Origin of the sequence: Flintibacter muris, assembly GCF_943192995.1 — a bacterium.
GTDB lineage: Bacteria > Bacillota > Clostridia > Oscillospirales > Oscillospiraceae > Lawsonibacter > Lawsonibacter muris.
The window spans coordinates 1-12,661 of sequence record NZ_CALPCP010000015.1 but is presented as its reverse complement, the minus strand read 5'-3'; the positions used below and the strand labels follow the sequence as shown (position 1 = coordinate 12,661).

Sequence of the window (12,661 nt, the reverse complement as noted above, 5' to 3'; positions counted from 1 at the left end):
TCTTTACGGCGGGTTTTGTCATAAAATGGATGAAGAATTTGCAGATGCTTCGACAATGTTTACAAAAATAGTATTTCCTTCATTTTCGATCCGTAAAGCAAGAACCTTTACAGGCTGGCATGGAATATCCCAAAAACTTTTCCCGATATTCTGCCCTGTGGCGACTGCATTTTTCAACTGTCGATATTTCCTGTGACGAAGGCAGTCGCATGAGGAATTTTTCTGCGATATCTTTCTCTTTTCCTGCCGGGAAAAACACTATATAATGTGCCCATAAAGCCGTTTACGGGAAAGGAGCTACTAGATCATGGAAATGAAGATTGCTACCCGCCGGTATACCGGCCAGACTGGAAACCAGCACTGTTTCCACTATTTTCTCACCGTCGATCAGGAGGAGACCTCCTGCTTCTTCTGTGAAAACTACGGTGTACGGATTGCCGAAGAGGATGGGGACTCCACCTCTATTCCCAGAATCACCACCAGCGCCCAGCGCATTGATGAGCTAATGACCCTTCTGGTGGACAACCAGGTAGGTCCCACCGGACTTGCCGACGTTGTGGCCGATTGGCTGTAAAGTTAAAGTACTTTCCTGGAGTTCATTGCTTCTTTTCGCCAAACTTCTGCATCAGAACAACTAACAGCGCAATGATGCCCAATACAACGAAGATTCCCAGCATTCCCTGTCCCAGCATCGCAAAGGCCTGGATTAGATTTTCGCTCATATTCTATCCCTCCTATACTCAGATTATGTTGGCAAAGTATTGCAGTACCACGCCGCCGGCCACCACCGAGGCGATCTGACCGGATACGTTGGCGGCAATAGCATGCATGAGCAGGTGATTTTGAGAATCGGCCTCCTGGCCCAGCTTCTCAATGACCCGTGAGGACATAGGGAATGCCGAGATGCCCGCAGCTCCCACCATGGGGTTGATCTTGTTGTGGGGTGTAAAGATATTCAAAACTTTGACAAAGAGTACGCCCACTACGGAGTCCAGCACAAAGGCGACCAGGCCCAGCGCCATAATCATAAAGGTCTCCCACCGGACAAACTGATCCGCCTTCATAGAGAAGGAGATGGTGATGCCCAGCAGCAGTGTAATCAGGTTGGCCAGGTCATTCTGCGCTGTGTTGGACAGTGTGGACAATACGCCGCACTCCCGAATCAGGTTGCCGAACATCAGAAAGCCCACCAGTGCCACCGAAGCGGGAGCTACCAGTCCGGCGATAACTGTCACCACAATGGGGAACAGAATACGCATCCGCCGGGTAACCCCCTGGGGCCTGTAAGGCATACGCATAGCCCGGTCGTTTTTTGTGGTGACCAACTTGATGGCAAAAGGCTGGATGATGGGCACCAGCGCCATATAGGAGTAGGCGGCCACCGCAATGGCGCCCACGTAGTTGGATTTCAAGGTCTGGGACACCAGCAGGGATGTGGGACCGTCAGCGGCACCGATGATTCCGATGGAAGCGGCGTCCTTCAGGTCAAAACCCAGCAGTACGGCGATAATGATGGTCAGGAAAATACCCGCCTGAGCCGCCGCACCGCACAGGAACAGCTTGGGGTTGGCCAGCAGGGGGCCGAAGTCAATCATGGCTCCAATACCAATGAAAAGCAGCAGGGGCATGGCCTCACTGGCCTCAATGCCCGTTTCAAAAAGCCACTGGATAATGCCTGGGGTCTCCCCTATCCCGGCGCTGAACTGGTTGATGACGCCGGACAGAGGCAGATTTACCAGAATGGCGCCAAACCCCATGGGCATCAGCAGGGCCGGCTCAAAGCCCTTTTCGATAGCCAGATAGATGAGCAGACCGCCGATAACATACATAACCAGCTGCTGCCAAGTGATGGACAGAAGTCCTTGCCAGAGGAAGGAAAAATCCATATTCATGCACTCCTTTTTTCTTTATCCTTTCCAGTTTTAGAATATCTATCAAAAAAGACCTGCGTCCCGAACAGTCGGAACGCAGGTCTGGTCATTTCAGGCACAGCCAGAACGGCCTCCATGGGCCGCACATGCTTGTTGACTGGTGCCGCGCGCCGGTCAGGACGCGCCGACTACTCCCCTTTGTTGTATGGGGCATGTTACCACAGGTGATTTCGTTTGTCAAGGAAAATTTTTCATATAATTTCCCTTAACCCTGACTGCGGTCTTTTTGGGGCACCATGATTCTCAGATGGGAGCCCTCGCCGCACTTGCCCTTCTCGTCGTGGACCTGGATATCAAACCACATTTTCCGCCGCTCGATCTCCCGCAAGGTGGCGGTGGCGGTCACCTTCATACCCACAGGGGTGGGGGCCAGATGGCGGACGTGGGCCTCCGCGCCCACGGTGGTCATCCCCTCGTCCAGATACTCCTGGGCCAGCTCCAGGGCACAGGCCTCCATCAGGGCCAGCATGTTGGGGGTGGACAGAATCTTTGATCCCGCCGTTCCAATGCGCTTGGCAGTCATAGTGTCGTCTACCGTCCAGGTTAGACTGTGCTGAGTGGGTTTTTCCATTTGTCACATCTCCTTTTCAAAAATCAAGTCCAGTTCTGTGAGAGCGCCGTTTCTCCACACGACCGGAAGAAAGCCCGCATAGCGCCAGCCATCCTCAGCCCGGCAAGCAATCACTTCTTCATAGCCTTTTGCTTTTAAGTTAATAAATCCCTCAACATAGATTCTCTCATATTCATAGGTATACATAAAATTCTCTCCATATGCCGCATGTTTGCCACTACCAGTTTTCTATCTCACGCTTGTGCAGCTCATCTTTGTTTATCCGCCATACTAAGCGTTTTGCCTCCCATTTCTCTCTTCTCAGCTGATTCAAGCGTGCATGCTGGCAATACCAGTGCCGCGCAAAACGGTCAGTATAGAAATTTTTTCTGTAATGGTTTCCCTTCTCCATATTGCTCACCAAATTATCGAAACGGCTTCCCCTCCCCGTCCAGTACCTCACGGCGGTGGAAGGTGACGAAATCGGGGATATATTCCGGATACTCCGCGCAAAAAGCGGCTCGGATTAGCTCTGGGTTGAGGCCGGGGTTCTGGGCGGAAGTCACCAGGTCCACCATCATGGTATCGCTTTGACACTCAATGTGCCAACTGCGGACACATGGAATGATATCTACCTCTGTAAAGCCGGCTTTCGCCTTGTTAGACTTCTTCTTCACCACCAGGCTCTCCTTACTGAGCAGGGCCGCCATGGCGGGTTCTGTCTCCTGCGGACGGCCCTCAGGGTAGTCAAAGGTCATGATATAGTTGACATAACGCAATTCTTTCAGCTTCCGCTCCACCGGATAGCACTGGTGGACGATAATCCCCTCCGGCATGGCGGCGGTGAGACGCTGGGGCACCTCCTCATAGCTTGTCCCCTCCAGCAATCCAAACTCCAGAATCTCGCACTGGCTGGAAAATCCCACCGACAGGGGCAGAGCGATGGACACAAAGGGGTGGGGGTTGAAGCCTTCGGTATGCTTGATCGGTATCTTTGCCCTTGCAAAGGCCCGCTGAAAGGTGCGCATCAGGTCCAGATGGGAGATATACCGGGCCCGTCCCGTTTTGGTAAACAGCAGCCGGTCAGCCACAGCGGCCACCTCCTGTCATCAACTTAATGGCTCCGCAGCCGGAGCAGCGGGTCCGGCAGTCCGGTGTGGTCTGAGACGCATAGCACTGCTCCCGCTCCCGCCACAGGAAATCAGTGTCCACCCCTGTTGACAGCCGGCACCAAGGAAATACCTCCTCCCGGGGCCGTTCCCGGTGGGCGTAAAAATCCCCGTCCAGACCGCAGGCCGCCAGCCCGTCCAGCCAGCGCTGGTAGTCAAAATATTCCGTCCAGGAGTCCATCTTTCCCCCGTGTTCCCATACCCACTCCAGCACGTTGGCCAGCCGCCGGTCTCCCCGGGACAAAATGGCCTCCAGGTAGCTGGTCTGGGGATCGTGCCAGTTATAGGTGATGGACTTGTCCCGTTTCAGGGCGTCCCGAAGCAGGTTTACCCGCCGCTGGTACTCCTCCACAGGAATTTGAGCCTCCCACTGGAAAGCAGTGTGGGGCTTAGGCACAAACCAGGAGGTGGACACAGTAATCCTTACCCCTCTGGCCTTGTTGGGCGAATACTCCCGCCAGGTGAAGTAGACCTTCCGGGCCAGGTCGGCAATGCCCAGCACGTCCTCATCAGTCTCGGTGGGCAGACCCAGCATAAAGTACAGCTTTACCCCGCTCCAGCCCCCAGCGAAGGCGGTTTTGCAGGACTGGAGCAGCTCCTCTTCCCGCAAATTTTTATTGATGGCGTCCCGCAGACGCTGTGTGCCTGCCTCAGGAGCAAAGGTCAGCCCGCCCCGGCGCACCCGCTGGAGCCGCTCCATCAGCCCCATGGAGAAGGTGTCAGCCCGCAGAGAGGGCAGTGACAGCCCGATATCCCGGGGGGCGCAGTAGTCCAGCAGCTCGTCGCACAGGGGAAGCAGGTCGGGGTAGTCGGTGGAGGACAGGGATGACAGGGTCATCTCCTGATAGCCTGAGTCCTCACAGGCGGCCTTGCCGTATTGGGCCAGCAGCTCCGGGCTGCGGGAGCGGACAGGGCGGTAGACATAGCCCGCCTGACAGAACCGGCAGCCCCGGATACAGCCCCGGAACAGCTCCAGCATCACCCGGTCATGGACGATCTCGGTGGAGGGAATAATGGTTTTGACCGGAAAATAGGCCTGATCCATGTCCTGAATAATCCGCTTTGTGATAGTTTCAGGAGCACCACTTCCCGCTTTTATGTCAACTGATTGCAGTGTACCGTCCTCCCGATACACTGGCTCATACAGGGAAGGCACATAGATACCCTCAATTTTGGCCGCCTCCTGCAAAAACTCAGCCTTGGACCAGCCCTCGTCCCGGGCCTGACGGTACAGGTCGATATATTCCAGGGTAACCTCTTCCCCCTCGCCCAGCACAAAGAAGTCAACAAAGGGGGCAAGGGGCTCCGGATTGTAACAGCAGGTCCCCCCCGCTACAATCAGCGGGGAAAAGTCGGGCCGGTCCGCGCTGCGCAGGGCCAGACCAGCCAGGTCCAGCATATTGAGCACATTAGTATACGCCATCTCGTAGCCCAAGGAAAAGCCAATAATATCAAACTCGGCAACGGGGTCGCCGCTCTCCAGCCCATAAAGAAGCAGACCCTCACGGCGCAGCTGCTCCTCCATATCGCCCCAGGGGGCAAAGCAGCGTTCACACCAGATATCAGGCCGCTCATTCATCACCCCGTAGAGGATGCGGCAGCCCAGATTGGACATACCAATCTCATAGGTGTCAGGAAAACACAAGGCATAGCGGATATCCACTTTGCTCCTGTCCTTGACCACAGCGTTATATTCCCCGCCTGTGTATCGAGCGGGCTTTTGCACGTTCGGCAGAATGTGCTCTAAGGTACGGTTCATCATGCAACCCCCAGATCATAAGTAAAACACAAGGGTTATTGTACCTTTTTCCTGCCCCGCTGGCAAGCTTTATTTCTGGGAAACTGATAAATATTTTGGCGCAGAAAGACAGCTGTCAGCCAAAAAGCCACCAACAGCAGGGTTATATTCCCCCTAAAAAGGGCCAAACACAGCCCTGCTGCCAGTGCCCCGGCAGTACACAGACAGTCCAGCCATCTGCCCGCCCGGTCCGCCAGGTCAGGGCCGGCCAACAAAGTCAAGGTGCAGTACAACGCCCGCCCCCCGTCCAGCCGTCCCACTGGCAGCAGATTGAACAGCGCCAGCACCAGGTTGAGCCCGGCAAAGTTCAGCCCCTTTTGAACATGGCAGCAGACAAGAGCAAATAGCAGGTTGGTTCCAGGTCCTGCCAGGGCGGACAATCCCTCCTGCCAGTAGCCAAGCGGACGAGCCAGAACCAATTCCGCTCCAACAGCTGTCAAGCGAATTCCCTTGATATCTCCGCCAAGCCGACGGATGGCTATCACATGCCCCATCTCATGGAGCCCGCACGCTGTCAGCGCCATGGGGATTAAAAACGAACGATCCAGATAGTTCAGCCAGGCCAGCATCATTAAAAAGCCAACCGTCACCTCTACCCTGCCCAATTTCATCATGGCTCCAGATAGTCCACATAATAGATAGGATTCAAATGCAGCTTATTGTATTTCAGCTCCAAATGAAGATGGGGCCCGGTAGCTGAACCGGAGGAGCCGACCTCGGCCACCTTTTCCCCCAATTCCACCGTCTGCCCCTTGGAGACCAGAATCTTGCTGCAATGCGCATAAAAAGACTTAATTCCATTCCCATGGTCTATCTGAAAATACAGGCCGTAGGAGTCGTCCTGACCAATGTACTCCACCGTCCCAGCTGCGAAAGCGGTAATAGGGTCTCCATTTTGTCCGCCGATATCGATCCCGCCATGGAACTGGTAGCGTCCGTTAATGGGGTGGTCCCGGTAGCCATATTCAGAGTTTAGATGGCCTATCACCGGGGTAACTGTCTCTAACTCCCCCAGGGACAGCTGGTCCATTGTATAATTGCTGGGCAGAGCCTCGCCACTATAATCGGAAACCATAATCACTGTTCCAACCGCAGGAACGGAAGGCGCTTCTTCCGGAGCAGCTATTTCATCCGTTGGCTCCTCCAGGACTGGTACCGTTTCTGTGTCGGGTCTCGTTACCTCCCAACCATATTGGCTGGTACTGGCATAGTGGATGGTACCAGCCGCAATGTCTGCCCCTTGGCTGAGAAACCGCAGTTCTTCACTGCGTGTATCCGACGTCAGCGGCGGGGGTGTAAAGGCAACCTGTTCCACTGGCTCGTCCTGTCCGCCCGCACCAAATACCTCTATACAGAAGGCCCCTAGGTCGGCCAGTACGGTGTCCCCAGCAGCCAGAGACTCCCCCAGTTCTGCCAAAGCTTCCTGGAAATCCAGATCAGCAGTAATAAGGGACAGCAGATCATCCCGTACCTGTTCCAGCCTTTGGGGAAAAATTCCTTTCCACACAGAGACAGCCAAAAATAGCACTAGACAGACCGCCAGCTGGAGCAGCCGAACCCGCTCCTGGCTGGATGTCCCCTGCCGTTGGCTCCGCATTGGCGAGCTGCTGTAAGTCCGGACGCTTCTTCTGTGGTTGATTGCTTGTGTACCCTGGTTGTACATGACCGTCCCTCCTCTGCTCTTTTTGCCAGTCTATTCCGGAAAGATACGGAATATTCTTCTTGACAGATGAAGGAAAAACAAATATAATAACCTAGCTAACTAAATCCGGGTGTGGCGAAGCTTGGTATCGCGCTTGGTTCGGGTCCAAGAGGCCGTGGGTTCAAATCCCGCCACTCGGACCAAAAATCCGCTGAAATTTAATTATTTCAGCGGATTTTTGCAACTTTTTCAGTGAGTCAAATTTTTTGACCCATTATCTGACCCATTAAGTGACCCATTCAGCGATAGACGGAGCTGGATGTATTGGACGATTTTAGGTATGATGGGGGTTCTTTCAGTGGAAAACAACGCAGCCTATGGAAAAAATGTCCGACGAGGAAAAAGCCGCTGTTCCAACCAAGTTCTACTTCTCCCTATATGATGATCTGACGATCACCTTGGAAGATGTCTTTGCTGATACGTTTTGACGGTTCGGCCTTTACAGCGTCATCTCCATAAAACTACCCATCTTCTCTGCAGCCTCCTGCTGCATTTTTGCGGTGACGTGAGTGTAGGTGTCCAGAGCAAAGCCAGAAGAAAAATGCCCCAACATTTGGGACAGCGTCTTGATATCCACTCCATTTTGCAGGGCAACTGTTGCGAAAGTATGCCTCAGATCGTGAAATCGAACACTTTCTATACCGGATTCTTGCAAAAGCTTCTTGTGGATACGGCCTGCTGTGTCCGGGTGGTACATGGTCCCAGTCACTGGAGACGGGAACATGTACGGGCTGTCAGGATGGAGCGCATGTTCCCGGAACAGCAGTTCCACCGTCTGTTGAGGGATGGCCACCTTGCGGATGGAATACTTCGTTTTTGGAGCGGAAACCTTCAGCTCTCCGTGACGTCCCGAGACGGATTTGCTCACTGAAATAGTGCGCTGTTCCAGGTCCAGGTCGTTCCACAGTAGAGCCAGAAGTTCTCCCCTGCGCAGACCGCTGGTCAGCTCCAGGTAGAACATAGGCAGGACGTTGTGTTCTTCCGCAGCGTGGAGATAGGCACCGATCTGCTCCGGCTGGATGACCTTCATCTCCTTTTTCTCCACCTTCGGCGGGATACAGCCGTCGGTGGGGTTTTTGTTTAGGAGGCCCTCCTTCACAGCCTGGTCCAGAGCGATGTGGAACATCATATGGATATTGCGGACGGTCTTTTGACTCAGTCCGGTACCGGCCCGCTTGTTCTGAGCGACGCAACCACTGGTCCGCAGGTCCTGATACATCTTCTGTATCCGAAGGCTGGTCAGTTTTTCCAGCGGGACATCGCCGATACTGGGGATCAGGTGCTTTTCCAGAAAATTGGTGTACTGATCCTGGGTGGCCTCCCGGAGGTTCGGCTTGGAGTACATCTCAAACCAGGTGCGGAGCCACTCCCCTGTCGTATACTTGACGACAGGCTGAGGCGGTTCTTTGACGGACTCAGCCAGAAGTTCTTCCGGCTCCATTCGCATGTTTTTGATTGCTTCCCGGAGTTTCGCCCTGCACTCTGTCTACGTCCTCGCCAGAACGTTACGGTAGATCAGCTTCCCGGTCTCCGGGTCCCGTCCGGTGGTGTACCGGCCCTTCCAGCGGCCATCACCGCGCTTGCGGAGGCTCCCCTCTCCCCTGGCTCTGCGCTTTGCCATCCTGCTCCCCTCCTTAACTGCACAGCTCGTTCATAGCGACCCTGGCCTCAATCCAGGCCAGCAGCTTGTCCTTGGAGACCACGATCCGGCAGCCCACCAGCATGGCAGGGAAGTTCTTGCAGTGGGCCAGTTCGTAGGCACTGGCTCGGGAGATGTTCAGCACTGCCGCTACTTGGGAGACCGACAGCATGATCGGCAAATCCTTCACAGACGTAAAACTATTCTTCTTCATGTTCTTTCGCTCCTTATCTCATTTTAAGTCTATGCAAAAACGCTAATTGCCGCTGAAACAGCAATTAGCGTTTTTCGTTATATTTTAGGTTCTCAATTGTTTTGCGAACACTTCACAGCGTCAATAGCCAGCACAATCATCAGGCAGTATAACGCATCCTCCGGACGGCTGATATCCATGCTGTAGGTATCGGTCCAATTCCAAAACTCCTTTGACAGCCGCATAACTACCCGATCTCTGTTCATAACAGCGTAGTCCCACTCCCAAAAGTTTCCTTCCACTGTCCAGCCGTTGCAATCCAGATGAAACTTGGGACGAAGCAGCGTAAATTCCTTCTGAATTTCGCCAACGAACTGTTCATCTATGTATAGTTCAAATTTAGGCAGCCAAGTCAGAACTCGCTCCTGCACACGCCCAAGCGGGTTTCCCATTGCGTCATAAATTTGGAGCCGGTGTCCCCAACTCAATTCTCCTTTGACCACATAGACGGTGTTCCCGTTTTCATCAAAGATATCGTAGCTGTCAAACCAGGAAAAGAATCTTTGTTTGAATAACAGCCGCATTTACATCGCCCCTCCTATCCCCACAAAAACCTCCAGAAGTCCCTGGCACCCAGCCAGCAATCCTGCCAAGTGGCCTCAAAGTCCCCAGTATACCATGGGTCAGCGACCTCGTCGCCGGGACGGCCCGCATATTCCAAGAGCAGATGAATCTTGCCGTCGTAGTCACCGCCACAGATGCGGTACATGCTCCGGATATTGGCTTTGTCCATCCCGATCAGGAGATCGAATTGGTCGTAGTCCTCGGTGCTGGTAGCTGCGGATTCGATGTGAAATTGGCTCTCCAGACCCGCTTTTTCACCAGATCCTTCATGATGAACTCGGCCATTGGGCTCCGGCATATATTCCCATGGCAGACGAAAAGTATCTTAATCATAATAAAAATTCCTCCTGAAATGCGTTGATTTGCCGTGTTTTGGCACGTTTTGCGGGGTTTATTTTTCCGAAGAAAATTGTTAAAAAAATCACAGAATGAGCAAAACGAGGCAAAATGTGGCAAGTTGAAGCCATCAATCGTAGTAAAAACGTAGTAAGAATTGGGAGGTTTTACTACTGCATTTATTTGTCTTCTCATTTTTATAAATATGTATAGCCTATCCCCTTTGCATTCAGGTACGATTTCAATTCCTCTATCAATTTACTATTACATTTATCCCCAAAAATAATTTTTGAAATATTTAAGTCAAAATCTACATATGGCTTTGCGATTCCCTTATAGCCTAATCGTTCCTTAATATTCATTTCAATTGTGCCACCATTCACTTCCCCCAGGTCATATGGGCAATAAAGCATCCTTACTTACATCTCTTGACAAGGGCACACAGCCCATAGTCAAGTACGATGGATAGTTGAAAATCAGATTTTCCACTCAATAGCGACACATTCACCCGTTGCGCGGATTTGAGAGATAAGGCCGTCAGCCACCTGCCGCCTATCGTCAAAGTCAATCTCTTCCCAGCGGTTCAGGTACACCGACAACCGCTCAATCTGTTCCGGCGACATGGTTTCCGCAGACAGGGCCGCGATTTCCTTTGACAGCGTCTGCCGCTGTGCGTCCAATTCCTCAATCTTGGTGTTGGCGTAGGAGATCAAAACCGCGCTGGCCTCGGTCAGGGTATTCAGCAGCTTTTCAATTTCATCCTCCACACGGGCCAGCTCCACATTTAAGGCGGTGAGCTTGGGATTGACCTTTTCCCGCTTGCCCGTCAGGGTTTGGAATTGTGCCAGCTTCTTCACCATTTCGCCGTAAATAAACCGCTCAAATTCCCTGGTGCGGAGCGTCCCACAGCCCGGACAGCTCTTGTTGTCCGCCCGCTTGGAGCATCGCAGGTATTGAACGCCTGACGGGTTCCCTACGCTCATTAAGGCGTACCCACAGCGGCCACACTTCACTTTCCCGGCCAGCCAGGTATTTTTCGCCTTGCGTCCGTTCTGGAACGTGGTGTTCGCCATCAGCTTTTTCCGACAGCGGAGCCACACATCCGCCGATACCAGCCCCTCGCTGGGGGCCACCACAAGGATCTGGTCTTTCAGGTGCTTGTTTTTTCGTTCCTGCACGTCCCGGCCCTGGTAGAGATAACAGCCGTTTGTCCCCGCGAAGTCCGCCGCCTCGTTGATTACCACCGTCCCCTGGCTTTTGAAAAACTCGTACAAAAGCCCCGCATCCTCGGGGGATGCGGGGCGCAGCAGATGACGGATGGGAGTTTCGGGGCAGCGGATTTTTTCCTCAGCGCAAAACTCTGCCAGAGTGGGGCTTGTCCCGGTCATCTGGAACATATTTTTGACCAGCCGGAATTGAGAACGCCTGTTTTTCAGCGGCAGGTAGGAGAGGATCGAACCAAAATGGTTTTCCTCTGCCTTGTCCACCAGGGCATGAGGCTCGTCCGGATGCCGGGCTGTACCCCGTAGGTCGTAACAGTACCAGCTCTGGGGCACATCCTCACGGGGGATGGGCTTGGTACTGTACAACACTGAGGCCCCAAACAGATGAGCGCCCAGCAGTTTGTCCTTGTAGATGTTAATCTGCAATGGATTCACTTCCTTTCTTAGATTTTGCAGCAATCACAAATACCACACCTTTGCTGGAAAGTCCAGCTTTTTTACACCATCATCTGCTCAAACTCCGGCTCGGGCGGGAAAGGCTTGCTCAAACGGCGCACCTGGCCGAATCCGGTTTGACGGACCCCATCCTCCTCCATCATGGCTCTGCCAAACTGGTCGAAATCCATATAGCCGTCTATGGTATCCAGCAGTTCGTCATCCGCACCGATCCGACGCAGAGCCTGACGGCCATACTCACGCTCACTGCCAGAGATCAGCTCATAGTCATCGATGTCTATGGCCATATCAAGAGCCACGGTGAAGGTGGACGGCTCCTCTACCTCCAGCGCGGCGCAGTATTTGTTCACCTCGCCGTGTGCCTTTAGCTGCCGGAGACAAAAGGCCATCTCATTGGCGTCCTCCACACTGATGCAGTCTCTGGGGATCAACCGGTCTAAACTGGGGACTACATAATCAACGCCGGCGATCACCGCCTGGGAGAAGTCCTCCACATCCAGCGCCCTTTTTGCCTGCTCCAGCTGTTCCTCGGAAGCGGGAAGGATCAGGGTATCACTTTGCTTCAAAGACATGAGCGTCAGGACGATGGCTTTTGGCGCTTCGGCCTGTACGGGGGCTTGTTCCCGCCGTTTAATGAAGCCATTGGATGTGTGCATCCCGCCAAGGACATTCCGCTGTTCCGCGCCGATCTTGGCGTAGTCCAGATAGGGCTGGGTCTCCTCGGGAAAGGAAAATTTCCCGGTAATGGGTGCGGTGTCCACCAAAAAATGCCCCAAGTCCTCATCTGTCTTGATCCTGGGAAATATTTCGTACTGATCCAGGCCAGTTATGATGCGCAGAACATCATTTAAATTATCAACTCGTTCCAGCGCCAGCGCCCCGCCGAGGAATTTCAGCCTTTCGCTGTCCATATGGTCTATCACCTCAGCCAATTGGTTGAGCTTTTGGATTCCAGCTTCCGTATTCAGGTCATCGACCCTGACACGTCCGGTCAGAACTTGTGCCGGGCCTTCACCGTCGATGCCTCTTACCAGGCCATA

General features: G+C 53.4%; 15 protein-coding genes, 1 tRNA gene and 2 pseudogenes. 2 read left to right on the top strand and 16 right to left on the bottom strand.

Going from position 1 to position 12,661, the window contains the following annotated elements; translation table 11 throughout:
- Positions 1 to 18: 18 nt before the first annotated feature.
- The gene (locus NFS22_RS12450) at positions 19 to 177 is read right to left on the bottom strand and encodes a hypothetical protein (RefSeq protein ID WP_251318081.1); all 159 of its coding nucleotides are present in this window, start codon (positions 175 to 177) and stop codon (positions 19 to 21) included.
- A 130-nt stretch (positions 178 to 307) separates the two neighbouring features.
- Between NFS22_RS12450 and NFS22_RS12445 the strand changes: the two genes are divergently transcribed.
- A complete protein-coding gene (locus NFS22_RS12445) occupies positions 308 to 574 on the top strand; it encodes a DUF6514 family protein (protein WP_251318080.1) in 267 nt (88 codons plus the stop codon).
- Positions 575 to 596: 22 nt separating this feature from the next.
- On the opposite strand, the gene NFS22_RS12440 is transcribed toward NFS22_RS12445, so the two are convergent.
- The 8 genes from NFS22_RS12440 to NFS22_RS12405 all read right to left on the bottom strand — a co-directional run bounded on the left by NFS22_RS12440 (position 597) and on the right by NFS22_RS12405 (position 7,111).
- The gene (locus NFS22_RS12440) at positions 597 to 722 is read right to left on the bottom strand and encodes a sodium pump decarboxylase gamma subunit (protein ID WP_251318079.1); all 126 of its coding nucleotides are present in this window, start codon (positions 720 to 722) and stop codon (positions 597 to 599) included.
- 18 nt (positions 723 to 740) lie between these two features.
- Positions 741 to 1,886 (bottom strand): sodium ion-translocating decarboxylase subunit beta, encoded by a 1,146-nt coding sequence (locus NFS22_RS12435; RefSeq protein ID WP_251318078.1) that lies wholly within the window; start codon positions 1,884 to 1,886, stop codon positions 741 to 743.
- A 250-nt stretch (positions 1,887 to 2,136) separates the two neighbouring features.
- Complete coding sequence (locus tag NFS22_RS12430; protein WP_251318077.1) at positions 2,137 to 2,502, bottom strand: thioesterase family protein; 366 nt, start codon at positions 2,500 to 2,502, stop codon at positions 2,137 to 2,139.
- Between the two features lie 3 nt (positions 2,503 to 2,505).
- Positions 2,506 to 2,688: a DUF4177 domain-containing protein gene (locus NFS22_RS12425; protein ID WP_251318076.1), complete on the bottom strand. Its 183-nt coding sequence runs from the start codon at positions 2,686 to 2,688 to the stop codon at positions 2,506 to 2,508.
- A 218-nt stretch (positions 2,689 to 2,906) separates the two neighbouring features.
- Positions 2,907 to 3,572, bottom strand: coding sequence for a TIGR03936 family radical SAM-associated protein (locus NFS22_RS12420; protein WP_251318075.1), 666 nt, complete (start codon positions 3,570 to 3,572; stop codon positions 2,907 to 2,909).
- Positions 3,565 to 5,409, bottom strand: coding sequence for a TIGR03960 family B12-binding radical SAM protein (locus tag NFS22_RS12415; RefSeq protein ID WP_251318074.1), 1,845 nt, complete (start codon positions 5,407 to 5,409; stop codon positions 3,565 to 3,567). The genes NFS22_RS12420 and NFS22_RS12415 overlap by 8 nt, the downstream gene beginning before the upstream one ends.
- Positions 5,410 to 5,444: 35 nt before the next feature.
- Positions 5,445 to 6,062 (bottom strand): metalloprotease, encoded by a 618-nt coding sequence (locus tag NFS22_RS12410; protein WP_251318073.1) that lies wholly within the window; start codon positions 6,060 to 6,062, stop codon positions 5,445 to 5,447.
- Entirely contained in the window at positions 6,059 to 7,111 is a 1,053-nt protein-coding gene (locus NFS22_RS12405; RefSeq protein WP_251318072.1) for a M23 family metallopeptidase, read from the bottom strand. Before NFS22_RS12405 ends, NFS22_RS12410 begins: the two co-directional genes overlap by 4 nt.
- Before the next feature lie 105 nt (positions 7,112 to 7,216).
- Here NFS22_RS12405 and NFS22_RS12400 point away from each other — a divergent pair.
- Positions 7,217 to 7,293: transfer RNA gene (locus NFS22_RS12400), tRNA-Pro, on the top strand.
- Positions 7,294 to 7,589: 296 nt separating this feature from the next.
- Here NFS22_RS12400 and NFS22_RS12395 read toward each other — a convergent pair.
- From NFS22_RS12395 to NFS22_RS12370, 7 genes and pseudogenes are all read right to left on the bottom strand, one after another.
- Positions 7,590 to 8,597, bottom strand: a complete 1,008-nt coding sequence (locus tag NFS22_RS12395) for a tyrosine-type recombinase/integrase (RefSeq protein ID WP_251318071.1) — start codon at positions 8,595 to 8,597, stop codon at positions 7,590 to 7,592.
- Between the two features lie 39 nt (positions 8,598 to 8,636).
- Positions 8,637 to 8,771, bottom strand: a complete 135-nt coding sequence (locus NFS22_RS23740) for a hypothetical protein (RefSeq protein ID WP_277614770.1) — start codon at positions 8,769 to 8,771, stop codon at positions 8,637 to 8,639.
- Positions 8,772 to 8,784: 13 nt separating this feature from the next.
- Positions 8,785 to 9,003 carry a helix-turn-helix domain-containing protein gene (locus tag NFS22_RS12390; RefSeq protein WP_251318070.1) on the bottom strand — a complete coding sequence of 73 codons (219 nt, stop codon included), beginning with the start codon at positions 9,001 to 9,003 and terminating at the stop codon, positions 8,785 to 8,787.
- A 92-nt stretch (positions 9,004 to 9,095) separates the two neighbouring features.
- Positions 9,096 to 9,566: an LURP-one-related/scramblase family protein gene (locus NFS22_RS12385; protein WP_251318069.1), complete on the bottom strand. Its 471-nt coding sequence runs from the start codon at positions 9,564 to 9,566 to the stop codon at positions 9,096 to 9,098.
- Positions 9,567 to 9,939, bottom strand: a pseudogene (locus NFS22_RS12380) (low molecular weight protein-tyrosine-phosphatase). It abuts the gene before it with no gap.
- 479 nt (positions 9,940 to 10,418) lie between these two features.
- A pseudogene (locus tag NFS22_RS12375) lies at positions 10,419 to 11,561 on the bottom strand (LPD28 domain-containing protein); the annotation flags it as partial.
- A gap of 101 nt (positions 11,562 to 11,662) precedes the next feature.
- The coding region (locus NFS22_RS12370) for a DUF6329 domain-containing protein (protein WP_251318067.1) at positions 11,663 to 12,661 on the bottom strand (999 nt) is incomplete at its 5' end.

Bases quoted from the DNA above. Each gene is read 5' to 3' on its own strand.
- NFS22_RS12405 (WP_251318072.1), bottom strand. From the start codon at position 7,111: ATGTACAACCAGGGTACACAAGCAATCAACCACAGAAGAAGCGTCCGG.
- NFS22_RS12435 (WP_251318078.1), bottom strand. From the start codon at position 1,886: ATGGATTTTTCCTTCCTCTGGCAAGGACTTCTGTCCATCACTTGGCAG.
- NFS22_RS12410 (WP_251318073.1), bottom strand. From the start codon at position 6,062: ATGATGAAATTGGGCAGGGTAGAGGTGACGGTTGGCTTTTTAATGATG.
- NFS22_RS12430 (WP_251318077.1), bottom strand. From the start codon at position 2,502: ATGGAAAAACCCACTCAGCACAGTCTAACCTGGACGGTAGACGACACT.
- NFS22_RS12390 (WP_251318070.1), bottom strand. From the start codon at position 9,003: ATGAAGAAGAATAGTTTTACGTCTGTGAAGGATTTGCCGATCATGCTG.
- NFS22_RS12425 (WP_251318076.1), bottom strand. From the start codon at position 2,688: ATGTATACCTATGAATATGAGAGAATCTATGTTGAGGGATTTATTAAC.
- NFS22_RS12440 (WP_251318079.1), bottom strand. From the start codon at position 722: ATGAGCGAAAATCTAATCCAGGCCTTTGCGATGCTGGGACAGGGAATG.
- NFS22_RS23740 (WP_277614770.1), bottom strand. From the start codon at position 8,771: ATGGCAAAGCGCAGAGCCAGGGGAGAGGGGAGCCTCCGCAAGCGCGGT.
- NFS22_RS12395 (WP_251318071.1), bottom strand. From the start codon at position 8,597: ATGCGAATGGAGCCGGAAGAACTTCTGGCTGAGTCCGTCAAAGAACCG.
- NFS22_RS12445 (WP_251318080.1), top strand. From the start codon at position 308: ATGGAAATGAAGATTGCTACCCGCCGGTATACCGGCCAGACTGGAAAC.
- NFS22_RS12415 (WP_251318074.1), bottom strand. From the start codon at position 5,409: ATGAACCGTACCTTAGAGCACATTCTGCCGAACGTGCAAAAGCCCGCT.
- NFS22_RS12385 (WP_251318069.1), bottom strand. From the start codon at position 9,566: ATGCGGCTGTTATTCAAACAAAGATTCTTTTCCTGGTTTGACAGCTAC.